General features: G+C 49.5%; 18 protein-coding genes and 1 tRNA gene. 15 read left to right on the top strand and 4 right to left on the bottom strand.

Going from position 1 to position 19,948, the window contains the following annotated elements; translation table 11 throughout:
- The first annotated feature begins 170 nt into the window (after positions 1 to 170).
- The 6 genes from F4X55_05530 to hisC all read left to right on the top strand — a co-directional run bounded on the left by F4X55_05530 (position 171) and on the right by hisC (position 6,416).
- The gene (locus F4X55_05530) at positions 171 to 974 is read left to right on the top strand and encodes a hypothetical protein (protein ID MYC40455.1); all 804 of its coding nucleotides are present in this window, start codon (positions 171 to 173) and stop codon (positions 972 to 974) included.
- 187 nt (positions 975 to 1,161) lie between these two features.
- Entirely contained in the window at positions 1,162 to 2,907 is a 1,746-nt protein-coding gene (locus F4X55_05525) for a tetratricopeptide repeat protein (protein ID MYC40454.1), read from the top strand.
- Complete coding sequence (locus F4X55_05520; protein ID MYC40453.1) at positions 2,897 to 3,649, top strand: hypothetical protein; 753 nt, start codon at positions 2,897 to 2,899, stop codon at positions 3,647 to 3,649. The genes F4X55_05525 and F4X55_05520 overlap by 11 nt, the downstream gene beginning before the upstream one ends.
- A 1-nt stretch (position 3,650) precedes the next feature.
- Complete coding sequence (locus tag F4X55_05515; protein ID MYC40452.1) at positions 3,651 to 3,944, top strand: HPr family phosphocarrier protein; 294 nt, start codon at positions 3,651 to 3,653, stop codon at positions 3,942 to 3,944.
- A gap of 68 nt (positions 3,945 to 4,012) precedes the next feature.
- Positions 4,013 to 5,305: a histidinol dehydrogenase gene (hisD, locus tag F4X55_05510; protein ID MYC40451.1), complete on the top strand. Its 1,293-nt coding sequence runs from the start codon at positions 4,013 to 4,015 to the stop codon at positions 5,303 to 5,305.
- 31 nt (positions 5,306 to 5,336) lie between these two features.
- Positions 5,337 to 6,416: a histidinol-phosphate transaminase gene (hisC, locus tag F4X55_05505; GenBank protein ID MYC40450.1), complete on the top strand. Its 1,080-nt coding sequence runs from the start codon at positions 5,337 to 5,339 to the stop codon at positions 6,414 to 6,416.
- On the opposite strand, the gene lnt is transcribed toward hisC, so the two are convergent.
- A complete protein-coding gene (gene lnt / locus F4X55_05500; protein ID MYC40449.1) occupies positions 6,393 to 8,012 on the bottom strand; it encodes an apolipoprotein N-acyltransferase in 1,620 nt (539 codons plus the stop codon). The two genes, hisC and lnt, sit on opposite strands and share 24 nt — an antisense overlap.
- Positions 7,999 to 8,757, bottom strand: coding sequence for a prolipoprotein diacylglyceryl transferase (locus F4X55_05495; protein MYC40448.1), 759 nt, complete (start codon positions 8,755 to 8,757; stop codon positions 7,999 to 8,001). Before F4X55_05495 ends, lnt begins: the two co-directional genes overlap by 14 nt.
- A 311-nt stretch (positions 8,758 to 9,068) precedes the next feature.
- On the opposite strand from F4X55_05495, the gene F4X55_05490 reads away from it, so the two are divergent.
- From F4X55_05490 to F4X55_05455, 8 genes are all read left to right on the top strand, one after another.
- On the top strand, positions 9,069 to 9,665 hold the full coding sequence (locus F4X55_05490; GenBank protein MYC40447.1) for an HNH endonuclease: 597 nt from the start codon (positions 9,069 to 9,071) through the stop codon (positions 9,663 to 9,665).
- A 76-nt stretch (positions 9,666 to 9,741) separates the two neighbouring features.
- Positions 9,742 to 11,007 carry a hypothetical protein gene (locus F4X55_05485; protein MYC40446.1) on the top strand — a complete coding sequence of 422 codons (1,266 nt, stop codon included), beginning with the start codon at positions 9,742 to 9,744 and terminating at the stop codon, positions 11,005 to 11,007.
- Positions 11,008 to 11,022: 15 nt separating this feature from the next.
- Positions 11,023 to 11,574, top strand: coding sequence for an RNA 2',3'-cyclic phosphodiesterase (thpR, locus tag F4X55_05480; protein MYC40445.1), 552 nt, complete (start codon positions 11,023 to 11,025; stop codon positions 11,572 to 11,574).
- A gap of 54 nt (positions 11,575 to 11,628) precedes the next feature.
- Positions 11,629 to 11,943 (top strand): 50S ribosomal protein L21, encoded by a 315-nt coding sequence (gene rplU, locus F4X55_05475; GenBank protein ID MYC40444.1) that lies wholly within the window; start codon positions 11,629 to 11,631, stop codon positions 11,941 to 11,943.
- A 19-nt stretch (positions 11,944 to 11,962) separates the two neighbouring features.
- Positions 11,963 to 12,217 carry a 50S ribosomal protein L27 gene (locus F4X55_05470; protein MYC40443.1) on the top strand — a complete coding sequence of 85 codons (255 nt, stop codon included), beginning with the start codon at positions 11,963 to 11,965 and terminating at the stop codon, positions 12,215 to 12,217.
- 104 nt (positions 12,218 to 12,321) lie between these two features.
- On the top strand, positions 12,322 to 13,767 hold the full coding sequence (locus F4X55_05465; GenBank protein ID MYC40442.1) for a hypothetical protein: 1,446 nt from the start codon (positions 12,322 to 12,324) through the stop codon (positions 13,765 to 13,767).
- Positions 13,768 to 13,899: 132 nt separating this feature from the next.
- Positions 13,900 to 16,521 (top strand): alanine--tRNA ligase, encoded by a 2,622-nt coding sequence (gene alaS / locus F4X55_05460; protein ID MYC40441.1) that lies wholly within the window; start codon positions 13,900 to 13,902, stop codon positions 16,519 to 16,521.
- The gene (locus F4X55_05455; protein ID MYC40440.1) at positions 16,518 to 17,378 is read left to right on the top strand and encodes an outer membrane beta-barrel protein; all 861 of its coding nucleotides are present in this window, start codon (positions 16,518 to 16,520) and stop codon (positions 17,376 to 17,378) included. Before alaS ends, F4X55_05455 begins: the two co-directional genes overlap by 4 nt.
- 347 nt (positions 17,379 to 17,725) lie before the next feature.
- Here F4X55_05455 and F4X55_05450 read toward each other — a convergent pair whose 3' ends face one another.
- The gene (locus tag F4X55_05450) at positions 17,726 to 18,661 is read right to left on the bottom strand and encodes a porin family protein (GenBank protein MYC40439.1); all 936 of its coding nucleotides are present in this window, start codon (positions 18,659 to 18,661) and stop codon (positions 17,726 to 17,728) included.
- A 191-nt stretch (positions 18,662 to 18,852) separates the two neighbouring features.
- Positions 18,853 to 19,707: an RNA polymerase sigma factor RpoH gene (rpoH, locus tag F4X55_05445; protein ID MYC40438.1), complete on the bottom strand. Its 855-nt coding sequence runs from the start codon at positions 19,705 to 19,707 to the stop codon at positions 18,853 to 18,855.
- 123 nt (positions 19,708 to 19,830) lie between these two features.
- On the opposite strand from rpoH, the gene F4X55_05440 reads away from it, so the two are divergent.
- Positions 19,831 to 19,906: transfer RNA gene (locus tag F4X55_05440), tRNA-Asn, on the top strand.
- Positions 19,907 to 19,948: the final 42 nt, after the last annotated feature.

Raw genomic sequence — 19,948 nt, 5'->3', positions numbered from 1 at the left:
AAAATTAATAAAGCTAATAGCGGAGGCAAAGTCAATTCCGCGTGCAGTGTTCCTTAAGCCGCTTTCAACACGGGTGTGAGCAAAAGGTTCCCCGCAGTTGAGAAAAAACGTATAATTTAGCGGCTTGAAAAAGTATATACTCTGTATCTGTTCAGAGGTTTTGGATATCAATGGTCAGGATCTCAATAATTGCTGTTTTGTCGATGTTGATGACGGCATGCTTCGCGGGTTCACCGGTATCACCGTCTGCTGTTATTTCACCTGATGTGTGCGGCGACAAGGCCCCAGTTGTCACTCGCGGAAGTCTTGGACGGACTAGCGAGACTGATCCTGTGATTCTGGCCCGTCGCGTCTTAGGAATTCCGGGTTTTTCTGGAGACGGTCTGACCGACGAGATAGCGCGGGTCCTGGGGATAATACGTTCTACATGGCCGGAGATGGTCAAGGTGAATGCGCGTCCAAGATGGGAACCCGGGACGTTGATTCTGCGTTTGGAACCGTCTTTGTTTAAGGCAGTGTCCCTCAGTTTGCCTGAAGAGGATGGTGTTTCCGCTCTTTTTTGCACTGGACACCCGGAGTTTGATGCTCTCAATGCTGCGGTCGGTCTGCGAGGCGTGGAAATTTTTCCTTTGAAATATGTGCATGCGGTAGAGATCAGGTTTGACCCGCGCGAGCACATCTACTCCGCGGGCGCATCATATGAGAAAATAGAAGGAGTCATTTACGCCAGACCTGTTTCTGTGTTGGGAGATAGTTCCGATATTGAAGCGCTGTGGTCGGATGGGAAATGGTACGTGGTGTTTCGCAGGGCATGGGGCGATTGTCCGTCCGGCTGTATTTTTTCAGAACTCCACTTCTTTGTCGAACATGGAGGTGAAGTGGAACGAACTGATCTGGAGCGCGCAACGGGAATCGAGGAGTTTGCCGAGATCCTTGCGAAGCGTGGCTGGATACAACGGCTCGAAAGACAATAGCTATTGACTGACCAGCTTGCTGGGCAGAAGCAGTCAGTGTTGTTTCCCTTTGCTGTGTATTTTGATCCATTTTTGTTATTCTGTTTGAAAAGATTCTGCCCGGTGGTATCCCGGCGGGTTTTCCTTTCGTGACTGATACGCACCAGGGTTTCGGAACCGAGGATTGATATGTGCTTGGGTGTGTGGCTTGAAGAAATTTCCTGAGAAAAAACTTTTTCTTCTTTTCTTTCTGTTTTTTTGCCTTTCCTGCGCAGGTGCGGGGCTCTCCATTGACTCCCAACGGAGTCTTGAGAGCGGAGACCAGACAAACGCCTATTATTATTTTGCACTCTCGATGTTTTTTCTCGAGGAAGGAGATCTGCCGCGCGCGGTAGAAAACCTTGAGAAGGCGGAGCAGATTGATCCCCGATCTTCCGAAATAAAATATCGCCTCGGCTTGATTTACATGGCCCTTAACGTGCGCGAGAAGGCCGTCGCCAAGTTCACACAGTCTATCGTTTTTGATCCGTCAAATTCTCCTGCCTACAGGGATCTTGCCCGTATCTACCTTGCATCCCCTGACGAAGCCATGAAGAAGAGGGGGAAGAAGTTTCTGCTTAAGGCGGCCGAAATCGATCCTGAAGATAAGGAGACCTATCTGCTTCTTTGCGCAAGTGAACTGTATTCCGGCAATCTTGAAAATGCAGAACAATACGCTGAAAAAAGCCTTTCAATAAGTCCGACCGATGTCATGGGCCACTTCTACCTAGGGAGTATCGCGGTCAGAAGAGATGATCTCGACGTCGCCGTAAAGCACTACAAAAGGGCGCTTGAAATTCAGCGGACGTACTACCCCGCATTTGTGGGACTCGTTGAAACCCTTGAGAAGGCAAAAAGGATCGAAGAGGCGATAGCTCAGTACGAGTCTGCGATCAGGAAATTTTCTCCTTTCCGCGATGTCTTCATTTCCTACGGGAACATGCTTTACCGCCACCGCATGTTCAAACAGGCCATCGAGCAGTACCGAAGTGCCGAGGCCGCGGATCCGGACAATCCCGAGATCAAGTTCAGAACAGGTCTCTTGTACCTTGAAAGCGGCAGTTACGAGGAAGCGATCGGAAAACTGGGGGAGGTTCTCAAAAGATTGCCTGCCCATTTCGAGGCAAAATACTACTCCGCCGTCGCCAACACCAAGCTTGAACGGTATTCTCAATCAAGGAAGCTTCTCGATTCAATACCCCACAGCTCTCCACTTTACGTGGACGCGGTCGTTCACGGAGCCTACATACACGAACTTGAGGGTTCTGCACAGAAAGCGGTCGAGATACTGGAAGGACTTTACGAAAAAGATCCGTATAACGCCAAGGCCGTGAATTCTCTGGGAGAGCTTTACGGAAGGCAGGGAAGACAGGAAGATTCGCTCTCTCTATATGGCAGATACCTTGAAAAGCACCCCGACGACGAATCCATTCTCTACGCGCTTGCCGTTTCCTATTACTACGGCGACCGTATACTGGAAGCGCTTTCGGTAATGGAGGATATAATGAGCAGGAATCCGGATAATTTCGACGCGATGAATTTTATAGGGTACACATACGCCGAGCGCGGAGAGAAACTGGATTACGCCGAGGAGCTTATAAACAGAGCTCTTGAGCTTGCTCCCGGACGGGGCTACATAATAGACAGTCTCGGGTGGGTTTATTATCAGAGGGGGGATTTCGCCAAAGCCCTTGAATATCTGCTTCGCGCTTCGGAGATACCTCCTCCCGATCCGACCATTTTGGAGCATGTGGGCGATGCGTATGAAAAACTCGGCAAAAGGGAACTTGCGCAGGAAAATTACACAAAGGCCCTCGAGCTTTTGAATTCGCAGAAACTTTTTACAACTGAAGATAAAAAAATCCGCACGAGGCTAAAAGAGAAGCTAAGGGGATTCGGACGCGATGAGGCATAGCTACGTTCTTGTTCCTCTTGTTTTTCTCCTTTTTTCCTGCGCTGGAAAACTCCCGCCGATAGTTGCCGGGCATCCGGATATCTACTCCGTATTGACGCAGGCGATACAGACCCAGCAGGGCTTTGCTTCAGTAAAAGCCAGGGCTAGGGTGTCGATAAAGTCCCCAGAAGGGAAAATCGTTTTCGATCAGGTGGCCACGGTTGTCCGCCCGGAGTTTTTGACAGTTGCTGTTTTCGCTCCTTTCGGCGAGATGCTCGCGAAGATAGTTTCTGATGGAGAAAGTGTGAGAATGAAAACCAACTGGGAAGAGTTGGTTTTTGAGAACACAGAGGATTTCAGACTTTCCTATCTTTATCCGGGACTTCCGCCCCAACTGGGCATTGAGGAAGTTGTAAACTTCTTGCTCGGGGGGTCTCCGTTTGTCATTCCCCAGAAAGATTATTCTGCACGGGTGGGAAAAAAAGAAGGGGAAATAATTTTCGTGTTCTCGGAAAGGACGCCCGTTGAGGTAACGGTTGATTCCCGGAGAAACTTCATAACAAGAGTTAAGGGTGAGCTTGTCGGCGGACAGAAGGCTAAAATTGAATTCTCCCTTCTGACACGGATTGCCCGGAATACCTATTTCCCGAGAAAACTGCTGTTTGAAACCGCGAACTACAGTCTCAGCGTGAATTATGATGAAAATTTACGGGTAAACTCAAAGGCTGATCTTTCTTTGTTCCGCCCTGTGGAGGAACGGTGAATTGTCGCAAAAACCGCTTGAGAGAAACTTCGTAATAAAAAACCAGTTGGGTCTTCATGCCAGAGCGGCCGCAGTTCTGGTTGCCCTGACCAGCAGGTTCAGTTCCAGTATAATGATAAGGAAGGATAGCTTCGAGATAGACGGAAAGAGCATACTGGGCGTTTTGTCCCTTGCCGCCATCTGCGGTACGGAAGTTGCCGTTACCATAGAGGGAGAAGATTCGGAGCTTGCCATGGAGGAAGTCTCCCGTTTGATTGAAAGCGGCTTTGGAGAAGGAATCGATTCGGGGAACTGAGTTCGCGCATCTTAGCAAACGGGATAAATTCAGTCCCGGTTTTTTAAGGGAAAAATGCGGTTACTGCCATGAAACTTATAAGGATCAATTCAAAGAACCTGGAAAGAAGATCCAGAGAGATAGAAAAATCAGCTTCCCATTTTGACCCGGAGCTTGTCTCGCAGACGGAGAGGATTGTAGAGGATGTCCGCAAGCATGGAGACTCTGCTCTTTTCCGCTACGCGAAAAAATTTGACCGGGCTCGGGTAAACGCAAAAAACGTGAGGGTTTCCGACCGCGAGTTCAAAGAGGCCGCAAGGGCTGTTGCGCCGGGCATTGTAAGAGACCTTAAAAAGGCAGCCTCGCGGATTCGTTCCTACCAGAGAAAAAAGCTTCCGAAGCCCAAAACCTACAAGGACACTCTCGGAAACGAACTCGGCTGGCTGATAAGACCTATCGAGAAGGTGGGAATATATGTTCCCGGCGGAAAGGCCTCATATCCTTCAACCGTGCTTATGACCGCCATACCGGCGCGAGTCGCGGGAGCAAGCGAAATAAGTGTTGTCACGCCGTGTTCTGGGGAACGAGTGAATCCCGAGGTTCTTGTGGCATGCGAAATTGCCGGGGTGAGCAATGTCTACAAAATAGGTGGGGCGCATGCAATAGCGGCCATAGCATTTGGGACTAGGAGCATCCCCAAGGTGGATAAGGTAGTGGGTCCTGGGAACATCTACGTTACGATAGCTAAAAAACTGGTTTACGGTTTCTGTGATATTGACATGCTGGCGGGTCCGACCGAGGTTTTGATTATCGCCGACGGTTCGTGTCCGGCAAAATGGGTGGCCTCGGATCTGCTTGCCCAAGCCGAGCATGACGAGATGTCAATCCCGATTCTTGCTACCACAAGCCACGATTACGCTAAGGAAGTAAAAAAGGAACTGCTTTTGCAGCTGGAGGAACTTGACAGAAAGGAGATTGCGGGCGCCGCGGTCTCGAACAACGGAAGAATCTACGTGACCGAGGATATGGAGCAGGCGGTGGCGCTTTCAAACGCGGTTGCCCCCGAGCATCTTGAACTCTGCGTGCGTGCCCCTAAATCTCTTCTGAAAGGCATAAAGCACGCAGGAGCGGTGTTTTTGGGGTCTCTTTCCACCGAGCCCTTCGGCGATTACGTATCGGGTCCGAGCCACGTGCTTCCCACGGGAGGAGCGGCGAGGTTTTCCTCTCCCCTGAGCGTTTATGATTTTCTGAGAATGCCGAGCACCATATCGATGTCGAGAAAAGGTTTTTCGTCTCTCGGTGGGGCCGTTATGAACCTTGCCCACGCCGAGGGGCTTTCGGGCCACGCGTTTTCGGTAAAAAGACGTATTGAGAATTCCTGAGTAATGTTCATACTACGACCCAAACCAGGAGATGCAGGTGTCTGACTCAAGTTCAATTAAAAGCAGGATTCCTGAGAACGTAAGGTCAATATCTCCTTACTCTGTGCCGAGGGTGGAGTGCTCGGTGAAGCTTGACGGGAACGAAAGTCCCTATGACCTCGAGGGTGAGGAGAAGATTCTGCTCTCCGAGCGGCTGGCGGAACTTCCCGTGAACCGTTATCCGGATCCTGAGGCTCTAGGCGTGAGAACGTCTCTTTCCCGCACTTTGGACTTTCCCACAGACGGTATATCGCTTGGAAACGGTTCAGACGAGATCATCCAGATGATCGTCGAGGTATTCGGAGGCAAAAGCGGTCGCGTGCTCGTACCGTCTCCGACTTTTTCGATGTACAGAATCACCTCGCTTGTCTTGGGCAAACGGGTAACGGAGGTTGCGCTTGATGAGAACTTTGATATAGACCTCGAGCCGACTCTGGAGATGATCCGCGCGGAGGATCCTGACATCGTTTTTCTAGCGACTCCGAATAACCCTACGGGGAACTCTTTTTCAGAGGAAAAAGTGCTTGAGATCTTGGAGGCAAGCGCGGGCGCGGTGGTTGTCGACGAGGCCTACTGCGATTTTTCGAAAAAAAGCTATATTCCCCATATAAAGAAATATGAGAATCTGCTGGTACTGAGAACAATGTCCAAAATAGGATTTGCGGGGGCCAGACTGGGAATGCTCTTTGCGCGGCCGCAGATCGTGGGCGAGGTAAACAAGGCGCGTCTTCCCTACAACATAAATTCTCTTAGCCAGCTTGTAATGTCCTTTGCGCTTGAGAATCCCGAGGTTATCGAACGGAAGATAGACCTTATATTGAGCGAAAGAGAAAGACTTCGCGACGCGCTCGAGCAGATTGACGCCATTTTGGTCTATCCGACCGATGCAAATTTCTTTCTGATCAAGGTTCCGGACGCGGATTTTCTTTTCACAGAGCTTGTTAAAAACGACATTCTAGTCCGTTGCTTTGGAGAGGGGGGGAGGCTTGCCGACTGTCTCAGGATCACGGTCGGAACCAGAGAGGAAAACGACAGTCTCATCAGGGCCCTAGTCAGCATATTTTCTTCCTAGGTATTTCTTCGCGGCGAAAAGCGCGGTCATGGCCAATGCTACCCACGCGAATATATCCCCCACCCTCGTGTAGAGAGTTTCAAGCGAATCGATCAGAACCACTTCTCCCTTCAGATTCTCCGTGGTGAATATATCCGTGCGGGCCTCGATCTCCCCGGTCGGAGATACTATCGCGCTTATACCGCTGTTTGTTGATCTCACTAGGTAGCGGCGTGTTTCAACCGCCCTTGGAATTGAAAGAAGCAAGTGCTGGTGGGGAGCTACGCTCCTTCCGAACCACGCATCGTTTGTAAGATTCACGAGCAGGTTGGCTCCCGTTTTCACGTAGTTTCTCGAGAGTTCGGCCATTATGTCCTCATAACATATAAGGGGTCCTATTCTTAAGTTCTTTCCGGGAACCTCAAGCACCTTGGGCCCCTCTCCAGGGGTGAGATCACCGATCATAGGAAAGACCCTTTTCAAGAACTTTAGTTCCTCATTTATCCAGGGGAAATATTCGCCCAGTAGAAAAAGCCGGGTCTTGCTGTATTGCCCAAGGATATTGCTTTGGGGATCAACTAAAAAAGCCGTGTTGTATTTTCTGTGATCCTCCTCGTCCCAGCCGTCTTCGAGGAGGGCAGGGTCTTGGATAAAGGAGAGTCCCCCTATAAGGAAGTGTGCTGTGTGTCCCGTCGGCACTACATTTCTTTGGTAATCTATTCTGTACACAGACTCTTCTTTGGGGAACCAGTGCTGAACCGATGTTTCCGGCCAGATCACAATATCCACCTCCGTGAACTCCCGCGACATCTCCCTGTGTTTTTCCGTTATAATCGGCTCGTTGTCGAGGTTTTTTTCCGCGTAATCAAAATTTGCCTGAACCATTGCGATTTCCACCCGGGGTTCTGTCTCAAGAAGCTCCTCTATTTCGTCTATTCTGAAAGTTCCGTAGCCGAGCACAATTGCAATTACGGCGATCGAGATTACCGGGGGAGCGAACACCGGTTTTCTTCTTTGCTGCATATCGTCTAAGAGGTAGAAAACTGATACGTTTGCAAAAAACATCAAAAACCCGAGAAAGTTCACCCCAAGCGTATCAACCACTTGTATTACCGTCGGATAGTAGCTTTGGGAGACTCCTATTCCGTAGGGGAAAAGAACCGGGAAGAAAAATTCCGCAACCACCCATGCAAAGGAGATCATAAGTGCGTTTGCGACGCTTTTCCCACGGCAGAGTCCAAGTCTTGAGATATACCAGGTGAAAATTCCGAACTGAAGCGATGAGTAGACGCAGAAAATAAATACGGCCGCGATGCTCGCGAGCAGAGGTATTTCCCCGAATCTGGTCAGGGTTCCTACAAGCCAGTAGAGCGAGACGAGATTCATGGATGTCCCGGATATCATGCCCAGTCGGAGGGACCGAGAGGCACTTTTTCCCTGAAGTGCCACGAGCAGCGGGACAAAGCATATCCAGCCCAGTATGCCTAACGCGCTTGAAAAAAGGGATACGGAAAAAAGTATTCCCGACCCGGCGGCCAAGATCTGGCTCCCGGTCGGCTTGGTTATCCGGATTCTTCTCATGTGTAGCGGCGAAATTACGAGTTCAAGATGACTCACCGCGTTTGCGAATGGACATATATTTAAGCACTCCGATAAGAATCAGAAAAAATGCCATTATTTGCGCTACCGACAAGCCGGATATAGGGCTCTCAGTGGTATTTCTTATGAACTCGACTGAGAATCTTTCAAGACCTGCGAGCACAAGGTATATGCTCGCAAGCCACCCGATGGGTCTTTCTTTCTTCCTAATTTTCCACAGCGCTACGAACACAAGCGACATTACTATCGTTTCATAAATCTGAGTCGGATGAACCGCTTCAAGTGTTGGGGGGGAACCCTTAGGAAACGGCATAGCCCAGGGAAGTGTGGAGGGGATTCCGTAATCGTCTCCAACTAGAAGACAGCCGACCCTTCCCGTCGCGTAGGCTATTGCGAGCGCCGGGGCGGTGGCGTCAAGAACCTTCCAGAAGCTTTCCTTGTGCTTTTTTGTTACTACGAAAGCTGCAAAGAGAGCCAAAAAAAGCCCCCCGTAGAAAGTAAGGCCACCCCGTAGAAGCAGATAATGCTTGGGGTAGGAAAGAAGATCGCTTAAGGGAACATTCTCGATCAGGAAAAGGAACTTGGCACCCAATATGCCTCCAAGGATAGAGGCGAGAAAAATGTGTTCATGAAGTCGTCTGGATATTCCTTTCCTCTCAAATTCCATCCCGGAAACCCAGAAAGCGACAAGAAAAGAGACGGCGACCATCGCCCCGAAGGATGTAATATGAAAATCGCCTATTCTGAGAAGCTCGGGAAACATCTATTCTTTATCTTTTCTAGATTCCAGTTCTTTTTCCGCTTCGGAGTTTGACCTTACGAGAAGAAATATGGACAGAAAAAGTGCTATGCAGAGGATTATCTGGATCAGCAGGTTGGTTTTCATTTCCATGTTAAGGGACTTCCTCTTGAACATTCTCCTCAAAGTGCATGCTTGCTTAGTAAAGACGAACGGGATGCAGTCGTGATTGCATTTTGGCTGGGCGATGGGAATTTTAACCAACAGTTAAGGAAAATAAAAGTGCCGGACCGTTCTTGAATAACCTTACCAAGCCGGTAAATTAGTCGGCTAATATGCTTCAGTCACCGGTACTGGTTTTAAACAGGTTTTTCATCCCTGTTTCGGTAACCAGCCTGAAAAGAGCTTTTATTCTTCTTTACGGCGGGGCCGCGAAGGCTGTAAACAGGGAGTACGAGACGTTTGATTTCGATTCGTGGAAGGATATCCGTTCGGTCGATGCCGACGACTGCGTAAGGACCGTTACCAGCGTCATAAAGGTTCCTAGGGTGATAATTCTCGTGAGGTACGATGGGTATCACAGAAAACAGCCTAAGTTCAACAGAATAAACATCTTCAGAAGGGACGGGGATAAATGCCAGTACTGCGCGAAGGGTTTTTCGAAAAGCGACCTTACCATTGACCATGTTGTTCCGAGGTCTATGGGTGGAAGAAGCACTTGGGACAATGTGGTTTGCTGTTGCGTTAAGTGCAACAGGAAAAAGGGAGGAAAGACTCCCGAGCAGGCGAACATGAAACTGCTTACCAAACCCGTAAAGCCCGCTGCTAGTATTTTTTCCAACCTCCATTTCAGGACCGTGAGGTATGAGGAGTGGGAGCCTTTCCTGAGCTTTGTCGATATGTCCTACTGGAATGTTGAACTGAGTGACTGAAGGTTTATCTCAGGATATATTTTCGCTGCGGGACCGTTACCTAGTCTTCAGCCTCGGGGCTTGGAAAGAGAAAAAAATGAGATCAGCGCTTGCGGTTTTCCTTACTCTCTTGTTTTTGCCCTGCCTTGCGACCGCGCAGATACTGCTCCCGCCGGTGGCCTCTCCGATAAAAAAAATTCCCCTTGCTGTTGCCGTGCTTAAAGCTAAAGGGGAGTTAAGCACTTACGGGAAAAATTTTACCGATGTCCTCAAAAATGATCTTACAAACGCCGCGCTTTTCGACGTCCGCACGGTGAACATACTGTTTTCCTCCTCTTTTGAAGACATAGATTTCGAGTATTTAGCTGCGCAGAAAACCAAGTACTTGGTGAGCGGAAATTTCGATGTTTCGTCCCGGGAGGTCCTCTACGAACTCATAGTTTATGACGTGCCCTCAATGCGGGAGCGCATGAGAAGAAGATACGCGACGTCTCCGCGCCACATAAGAAACGTGGTGCACAGGTTTGCAGGCGAGCTTATGAAGGAACTTACGGGTCTTGAGGGGTTTTTTGAATCCGAGATCGTGTTTGTCAGCGGAAGGGGGCAGGGAAAGGATCTCTTCATAATGGATTACGACGGACACAACAGGAAAAGACTGACCAACCACGGATCTTCGGTTCTCTCTCCTGACTGTTCACGCGACGGAAACAGTCTGGTTTTTACTTCCGACAGAAGCTGGGACCATGACGTCTATCTTCTTAACTTCAAGGCCACCCGTCTTCCCGCTGAGGGCCAGAGAATAACCCGAGGCATCCATCTTGACAATTCTCCGCGCTGGTCTCCTGACGGCACTCGCGTGGCGTTTAGCCGTAACGGAGACATATACATAGCTTCGTCTTCAGGAGAAATACTGAAGCGGCTTACCAGCTCTCCCGCCATAGATCTCTCGCCCACTTGGTCTCCCGACGGCGGAAAGATTGCTTTTGTGTCGGATCGGGCAGGGACTCCGAACATATACGTGATAAGTTCGCAGGGAGGCCGTGCCGTAAGAATTACCTCGAGCGGCTATAACACCGATCCCGTATGGTCTCCGAATGCTTCGGTTAACCGTATAGCGTTTGTCAAAGTAAGAAAATCCAAGGCCGATATCCACGCCATAGGACCTGACGGCCGGGGGGAACAGAGGCTTACCTCTTCTGGGAGAAACGAGCATCCCTCCTGGTCTCCCGACGGCCACTACATCACTTTTTCCTCAAAGAGACTGGGGAAGAGACAGATACATATTATGTATTTAAACGGAGAGAACAAGCGTCCGCTTTCCCGCGGCGAAAACGATTCGTTTTCCACCTGGTGCGTGAAATAGCGGGCGGGGAGGACCTTGCTCTTGAGACTTTTTATCGCGGCTTTTCTTCCCGAGGAAACAAAAGACGCGCTTTTTCGCTACGTGAATTCGTTTCGGGATCTTGTCCGAGGAGTAAGGTGGGAGCCCAAGGAGAAATTTCACGTAACCCTTAGATTCCTGGGCGATGTGGAAGAATCGCGTCTTGTGGGAATATCAACGGATATCGGTTCCGCGGTTAGCGGTTCTGGATGCGTCGAGTCGGGGTTTGACGGTCTCCGTCTGTTTCCAGGCCCGAGAAATCCTAGAGTGCTGGCCTTGTGCCTTGTGAGAAGCGAGCGGTTCCAAGCTCTTTTTGACGGAGTGCAGCAAGCGGTCTTGCAAAACGGGTTCGAGAGGGAAAAAAGAAAGTTCACCCCTCACGTGACCATAGGCAGGATCAAGGGAGATTTTCGGGGAATCAGAAAGATTCCTCCAGTGGACGCAACGGAGTTTTCCATTACTAGGATCGGGCTTGTACGAAGCGAACTCGGACCTCAGGGGTCCCGTTACACCAGCCTTAAGACATGGGATTTTCAGGGTGGTATTTGACAAAAGAATTTTATAACAGGCAAAATAGTGCTTCCATAAAGTGCGGAGGATCTTATGCACGCTGTTATAAAAACCGGCGGAAAGCAGTACATAGTCAAGCCGGGTGACATTATTGATATAGAGAAAATTTCCGGCGAACCAGGCGAAGAGGTTAATTTTGAGGAAGTCCTACTCGTGTCCGCTGACGGAGAGGAAGTTAAAGTCGGCAGCCCTCTTGTTGAAAGTGCCAGAGTTGAGGGTAAAATAGTAAGGCAGAAAAAGGGCGAGAAAATAGTAGTTTTCAAGTTCAAAAGAAGGAAGGGGTACAGGAAGAAGGCGGGCCATCGCCAGAACCTGACCAGCGTTGAGATTACAGGCATAAGCGCTTGATTCGCGGAGGCGGATAAGAATGTCAACCAAAAAAGGTGGCGGAAGTTCCAAAAACGGAAGGGATTCCATAGGCAGAAGGCTTGGCGTAAAAAAATTCGGAGGCCAGCCGGTTGTCAAGGGGAACATAATAGTAAGGCAGCGTGGTACCAGCATCAAGCCCGGTTTGAACGTGGGGCTTGGAAAGGATTACACGATATTCGCGATGGCTGACGGAGTTGTGAAATTCCAGAAATCCGGAAAAGGCAGAACCAAGGTTTCCGTAGTCCCCGCCTGAGCGATTCCCCGCAAAACTAGTTTTTTTGTTTTTCTCCTATTATAATTACTGCAACACTTTTACCGGCATGTTGTTTTTCTGGATAAGTTAAACGGAAATTTATCTTGAGTCCTTTGAAAAACCGGAAAAAATCTTTCAATCTCGTTCCATTTTTCCCCGTATTTCTTTTCTGTCTCATACTCTCGTGCTTGGCGGTCTTCGTATTCCAGTATTTCTATTTTCCGGAGAGATACGCCGATCTCAGGGTTGCTGAGATGGAAGAAGTGTTCGGCGAGGAGGAGTTTTTCGCCGACCGCGCGAGGAGCGTCCTCGATACCAGAAACGATGTAGGGTACGTAAGACTACTTGACCATAACGGGGTGCTTGAGAAAAGCTTCGGCTTTCAGGATGACGAGGGTTTTCAAAAGCTCACGCTCAGGGGACCTGAGGGAAAAACCGTACTTGTGGGACTGAGAAGCTCCATCGGCAAGAAATTCTCCTTTGACGCCCTGCTCTGGAGCCTGATCTTCGGTTCCCTGCTGGCGGTTGTCTTTACCTCCTTGATACGTTTTGTAAGCGATCGGGCATTTAGGTTCTTGAGGGAATTCTCAGACGCTCTGAGTTCCGTTGCCAGTGGAGATTACTCGGTTCGTCTAGACGGGCGATCTTCGCTTATTGCGGGAGCCGGGGTTCAGCGGCTCTGCCGCGAATTTAACGAAATGACCTCTTCACTCGAGGGCGATTCGGCCGTACGTGGAGGTCTTGGAGAGTCAGAAGATCTGGACGCTGAAGGTTCCGTTGAGATGCAGGCGGATTTTCGCCCGAAAATAATCCTAAGCCAGGAAAAACCGTCCGAGATTCCGCCCGAAGTTTCGTTTCAGGCTCCGCCCGAGACCTCGGAAGATTTCTTTGACGATGGTGTTGTGGAAATCGTCCATGTTTCTGACGAAGAGGATACGGAACCTGAAGAGCCATCTTCTCCTGTTGCCGTCTCTGAAGATTCCGAGGGAGAGAAAACGGATATCAGCGTCCTCGTCATAAAGATTGCGGATTTTGAGAACCTGATTGAAGATATTTCGCCGTCTAGCGTCAACTCCCTTACGGCTGATTACAGAAAATCCGTTTCAACCAGCATAAGTGCCTTCGGGGGGAAAGTAGAAGCCATACTCCGCGATGAGGTTGTAGCCTTTTTCACAAACTCCGACCCCGATGCAGGTCCCGCGGCGGAACTCAGCTGCGTATGCTGCGCAGTTGAGACAATGCAGCTTTTCGCCGGCGTTGTCAATGGGCAGAGAATACCAGGCCGGTCGGATCTAAAGCTTAAAATGGGCGTTGCCTCGGCTGATCTAGCGGTGCCGGAGGAATCGGACGTCTTCACGCAAGCAAAGCCCTTTGTGGATGAAGCCAAGACTCTTTGCGATGGGGCTAGGGCCTGGAGCATATTTGTTACCACGGATTTCCGCGAAAGCGCAAGTGATTATCTCGAGGTAAGGCGCGAGAAGGTTCAGGGCGAACTCTGCTACTCCGTTACTGGGGTCGAGGAAGAAGCATTGCGGCGGACCGGAAAGTAACGTTCTTGCTTGTTTCCCGCTTTTGCTTCAATTCAGTTTTCTACCATTCCTGTTATATTTTCTCATCCGGACTGAACAACGGGCTTCGCAGTCAATCGCAGTTTGCCGTTTGCGTGTGCGGGGGTTTATCAGATGAAAGGATACGACGTTAGAAGAGAGTTCATAGAGTATTTCTCCGAAAGAGGCCATGAACCGGTCCGCAGTTCGACTCTCATACCGGAGAACGACCCGACTCTTCTTTTTACCAACGCCGGGATGGTTCAGTTCAAAAATGTTTTCACGGGAGCTGAGACCAGGGATTTTGAAAGGGCGGTTTCCTCCCAGAAGTGTCTCAGGGCCGGGGGAAAGCACAACGATCTTGACAACGTAGGGTATACGGCGAGACACCATACTTTTTTCGAAATGCTGGGGAATTTCTCTTTCGGGGATTACTTCAAGGAGGGAGCCATCAGCTACGGATGGGATCTTATTACCAACGTTTACGGGCTGCCAAAGAAAAAACTCTGGGTCACCGTTTATCAAGACGACGACGAGGCGTTTGATATCTGGAACAAGAACATCGGCGTTCCCAAGAAAAAGATAGTCAGAATGGGGGAGAAGGACAATTTCTGGTCAATGGGAGATACGGGTCCTTGCGGTCCGTGTTCCGAGATACTGATAGACCAAGGGGAGTCGTTCGGGTGCGGGAAGCCTAGATGCGCGGTCGGGTGCGAGTGCGATCGTTATCTCGAACTCTGGAATCTCGTGTTCATGCAGTTTGAGAGAGACGAGAAAGGCGAGATGACGCCCCTTCCTCGTCCCAGCATTGACACGGGGCTCGGGCTTGAAAGACTTACGGCGGTTCTTCAGGGAGTGCCGAGCAACTATGAGACCGATCTTTTAAGAGGCGTCATAAACCGTATAGAGGAGCTTTCCGGGAAAGAATACTCCGCCGACCGCTCAACGGAAGTGGCGATGAGGGTTATAGCGGACCACTCAAGAGCGCTTGCCTTTCTTATCTCAGACGGAGTATTCCCGTCAAACGAGGGCAGGGGATACGTTTTAAGGAGAATACTCAGAAGAGCGGTCCGCCACTCGAAGTTTCTGGGGATAGACGAACCTTTTGTCTACAGGGTTCTGCCCGCGGTTGAGGGGATAATGGGAGAGGCCTATCCTGAGATCAGGGAAAAAGGGGATTTCGTGTCCCAGGTGGTGAAAAGCGAAGAGGAGAGATTCCTTGAGACGGTGGACAGGGGGCTTGAACTCCTTAATCAGGAAATCTCAAAGCTTGGGAAAAAGAAAAAGCTTTCCGGCAAGGTGGTTTTCAGTCTCTATGATACCTACGGGTTTCCGGTTGACCTCACGGAGGACATAACCAGAAATGAGGGTATAGAGATTGACCTGCAGGGTTTTGAGAAAGAGATGGAGAAGCAGAGAACCAAGTCAAGAAAGGCCCGCGGAGGCGGAGGTGAAACCGATCTTGCGTCTCTTTTACTTGAGCTTGCCGGAGAGACGACTACTGAGTTTGTCGGTTACAAGACACTCTCATCCGATAGCGTGATTACGGGAATAATAAGTCGCGGAGAGATATCCCAGACTGCCCAGGAGGGTCAGGAAGCCCAGATATTGACTGACGTCACCCCTTTTTACGGAGAGTCGGGCGGACAGACGGGGGACAGGGGCGAGATTGCTGGGCAGGGGTTTCAGGCGAAAGTCCTCGATACGAAAAAGCTCACTCCCACGCTTTTCTTCCACAATGTTCTTGTGGAAAGGGGAGAAGTGCGGGTGGGCGAAGGAGTGCGTATGGAGGTTGACCCAGTGTTCAGACAGGGGGTTATGGCTCACCACACCTCAACCCATGTGCTTCATGCCGTTTTAAAAGAAATTCTCGGCACCCACGTGAACCAGGCGGGATCGTTCGTCGGACCAGACAGGCTCAGATTTGACTTCAGCCACTATTCCTCGATTGAAAGAAAAGAACTTGATTCCATAGAGCAGATTATTAATGAGAGAATAAGACGTGACGATGCGGTCGTGACTAAAGAAGATGTCTCATACGACGAAGCCATAAAGGACGGTGCCACTGCGATATTCGAAGAGAAATACGGCGACAGGGTAAGAGTGGTAACCATAGGGGATTACAGCAAGGAGCTTTGCGGCGGAACCCATGTGCGGGCCTCGGGTGAGATAGGAATGATGAAAATAGTGTCCGAGAGCGCGTCTTCTGCGGGGGTTAGGAGGATAGAGGCCGTAAGCGGCCAGGCGGCGTGGAATTACATGAAAGGTCAAGAGAATATACTGAACAAATTTTCTTCCGCACTTAACGCTCCCACTTCCGAACTTCTCTCTAGGCTTGCGGGCGTGGTTGACGAAAACGCACGACTTCAAGCGGAAATCGAATCTTTCAGGGCAAAAACCATTTCTGAAACGGCCACAGGGTTAATTGACAAGATTGAGAACGTGGGGGGAATAAATCTTCTTCGGGTCAAGGTCTCCGTTTCAAAACCGGCGGAACTACGCTCTCTTTGGGATTACCTGAAGGGGAGAATGAGCAATGGAGTTGCTTTGCTTGTGGCGGAGAGAGGAGGACAGGTTTTTATTCTTGTGGGCATTACGAAAGATATTGTCGGCAGGTATCACGCCGGAAAATTAGTGAGCGAGCTTGCCGGAATTGTCGGCGGAAAGGGAGGCGGGGGCGGTGAAATGGCTCAGGCGGGCGGAAACATGCCCGGCAACATACCGAAGATGCTGAATTACCTAGAGGAACTCATATGAAAAAGATTATTGATTTCTTTGTAGGTCTTGCGCTGGGAGAAAACGACGGAGCAAAACTTCTGGCAGGTAGTTTGGCAGTTTTTCTGCTCGCTTGTCTGATCATTCCAGATACCGGTTTTTCGGGTGTCGTGCCGGAAGATCTCGCACCAAGCGAAATCGTGGATGGCGCTGCGCAGAGTGAAATTGAGTTTGCAAGCTTTGGCAATTACGCCGGGGTTTTTATGGGTGCCGGTTTTATGAAAAACCGGATCGTTGACATTGACGGTTTTGCTGACTGGGGCAACCCGGGTTCTGTTTCAGATTACGACGATACGGGCTTTGTCGGTGGGGTTCTTGTAGGGGGGAAATTCGATGTCGGCGGGTTTACCCTGAGAGGCGAGCTTGACGGTACGCTGACTAATGTATCGGCGTCAACTGACAAGCTTGATCCTGAAGGTCTTGACGAAACTGCCGAATCAGAATTTTCATGGATCGTTACTGCGCGCGGGGGAGTTGAACAGGCAGTTGGCCGCATAACGGTATTTGTCACCGGCGGACTGGCTTTTGCCGGAATCAGCAATTCGGTAACCGATATCGACTCCAATGAATCGGGTTCCATGGTGGATCCCGATGATTCTTTCAGCAAAGATTCAACTGAGGTGGGCTGGGCGGCTGGAGCCGGCCTCGAAGCTGCGCTGTCAGATGCCTGGACGCTTCGGTTTGAAGGTTTGTATATGGATTTCGGGGAGAGCACACATCTTGTTAACCGATCCGCAAATAATCGCTGCTGCGGACCCGAAACTCCCAAAAGGGCCGCGTACTACGAAGTTGAAAACAGGCTTTCCACTGCACGCCTTGCACTAATTCGCCGGTTCTGAGTTTGGCGAGACCCACTAGGCTGGTTTGTAAATCCCAAACAGCTTGTACGGAACTCCTTTTCGTGAAGTTCAAACTTGACTAGAAAAGTCTATCTCTACTTGAAAAATTCATATAAGGAAAAGCTTTTCATGTGTAGATGGGGATTGACATGAATTGAGATTCGGGACCTGTGGAAAATCTCAGTGGTTAAGTTTCCTGCTAAGATGGACTCGAGGATCCCGTATGAATTCATGGTGACTGGCCCTATGCCTTCATCCTGTTTATGAGAGCACCGCCGTGTTCCCAAAAACCATACGGGACCTCGGTCCGTTAAGTTTTGCTCCGCTCCGCTTGGAGGAAGCGGAAATCAGAACGCGTATTTCATAATCAGACTGACCCCAAATGCGCTTAAGTCGTCAGTTTCAATTGTATACTCAACCGTATTCGTTCCCGGGCCATTGTTCGGGGCGTGACTGCGCAACTGGTCCCACTCATCTGTGCCGCTGAACTTGGCGTACCTGACCCAGCGACCCTTGACTCCAATTGAGGCATTATCGGTCAGCATGTAGTCCACGCCGACAATTGCTTGGTAACCGAACACCGTATCTTCGAGCGTGTGACTCGCCGTGCTTGAAGTACCGGCGATTCTTCCATGCAGAGCTTGGCGGTCCTCTTCTTCGTTGCCGTCACCCAGATATTCTGCATCATCCGCCGTCGTGATTACATCCGGGTTTATATTACGGGCCCAAACAGCATCCCATTCCACCTCGGCCATTCCAAAACCCACACCGCCTCCAATGTAAGGACGCAACTGTCCGGAAACCGGAAGGTCATAATAAACGTTAACGAACAGACTGTTTATATTTACCCCTCCTATGCGTTCGTCAGAACGGATAAGTTCCTCATTTACTTTATCCGCAATATCTCCACCTCCTCCAACAACCGGGGATGTCGAGTCGTATTGCGCGCCAAAATAAAGATATTCAGCTTCAATTCTCGCACCCAAATCTGTGCTGACGCCCAAAGCGACGCCCGCTATTACTCCCGTTGAACCGTCAAAGCTGTTATCCCAGACTGATGTCTCGGAAGAACATACACCAGATGCAAAATGATTACGGTCCTCTGGATTGTTTAAGTGCTGATCGCACAGCGTACCGAAATCGGTATCACTGGCGTCGGTATCCAGAGAATTCCCGATACCAATTCCCAATTCAGTGCTTATATACAACTGCTGGGCATTTGATGAGAAAGGAAACAGTATGAAGACAAGTAAAAAAGAGGTAAGGATTATAAATCTACTCATTCATCCCTCCTATTAGATTTTCTACTGGGAACAAAAACCACACTACCTACCTATAGAACATATTATAATTCGGGTACTAATTCAATTAAAATTTGCAGTTGTGATTGAAAAATGGAAGGTTCGTAAATAGTTAGAAATTTCAGGGTGTTATGGAGAAAAATCCTCTCGGGCTTATGCTTGTCCCGAGAACTTTATACGTGAAACTGCTCTTTTTGAAATTCCTGCCTGATTTTGTTAAGAGCATTTTTTTCTATCTGTCTTACGCGCTCTCTTGAGATGCCGAATTTACGGGAAAGCTTTTCAAGAGTCTCGGGAGAATCGGTGAGAACCCGTTTTTCGATAATGTATCTTTCCCTGTCTTTTAGGCTCTCCAGGGCTTCTTTTATCTTCTTGGCCACAAGCGGTCGGATCTGGGAATCTTCGAGGAATTGCTCCTGATCGAATGTGTCCCCTAGGATGTCAACGTAGGTACGTTCCGTGCTGCCTTCTATGTTTGCGTCAAGAGACAGGTCTTTTCCGGACATTATCCGGTCCATCTCGATTACTTGGCTGTCTGGCACGTCAAGTTCTCTGGCTATCTCGGAGTAAATGTCCTCTCCCATCTCCGCTCCGGTGGCTTCGATTTTGTTTTTCGTTGACCTCAGTTTGTAAAAGAGCTTTCTCTGGGACTGGTTTGTTCCGACTTTCACAAGACTCCAGGTTTTCATTATGTGGTTCTGTATGTAAGCCCTTATCCACCAAACTGCATATGAGATAAGCCTGTATCCCTTGGTCGGATCAAAGCCCCTTACGGCTTTCATAAGTCCTATGTTGCCTTCCTGGATAAGGTCCATGGTGTTTACGTTATAGTTTTTGTATTCGTTCGCGATGCGCACGACGAATTTCAGGTTTGATACGATCAGTTTCCTAGCGGCCTCAAGGTCTCCCGTTTCCCTGTGCCTCATTGCGAGTTCGTACTCCTCCTCTCTACTCAAAACGGGGTAGTTTCTGATCTGCGCCAGATAGCTTTGCAGGGAGTTTGAAAGTGCGGGAAGAGATGAATTCACTTTCTCCGGTTTCTTTTTTTCTTCTTTTTCCCCGGTCATTTTTACTCGGTGTTGGATTTATTGACTGTTTTTCTTATCTATATAAAATTAACTACTCTTTGGGTTTTTTCTATTTTCTACAGTTCCGGCGTAGCTCAGTTGGCAGAGCAGATGACTGTTAATCATCGGGTCGCAGGTTCGAGCCCTGCCGCCGGAGCCAAATTTCCATCCATCTAACTTAAGTGACACAGAAGTGCGATTT

Source organism: Candidatus Dadabacteria bacterium, from assembly GCA_009840385.1.
Taxonomy (GTDB): domain Bacteria; phylum Desulfobacterota_D; class UBA1144; order Nemesobacterales; family Nemesobacteraceae; genus Nemesobacter; species Nemesobacter australis.
The sequence above is the reverse complement of the archived record's forward strand: the minus strand, read 5'-3'. Positions and strand labels throughout refer to the sequence as shown.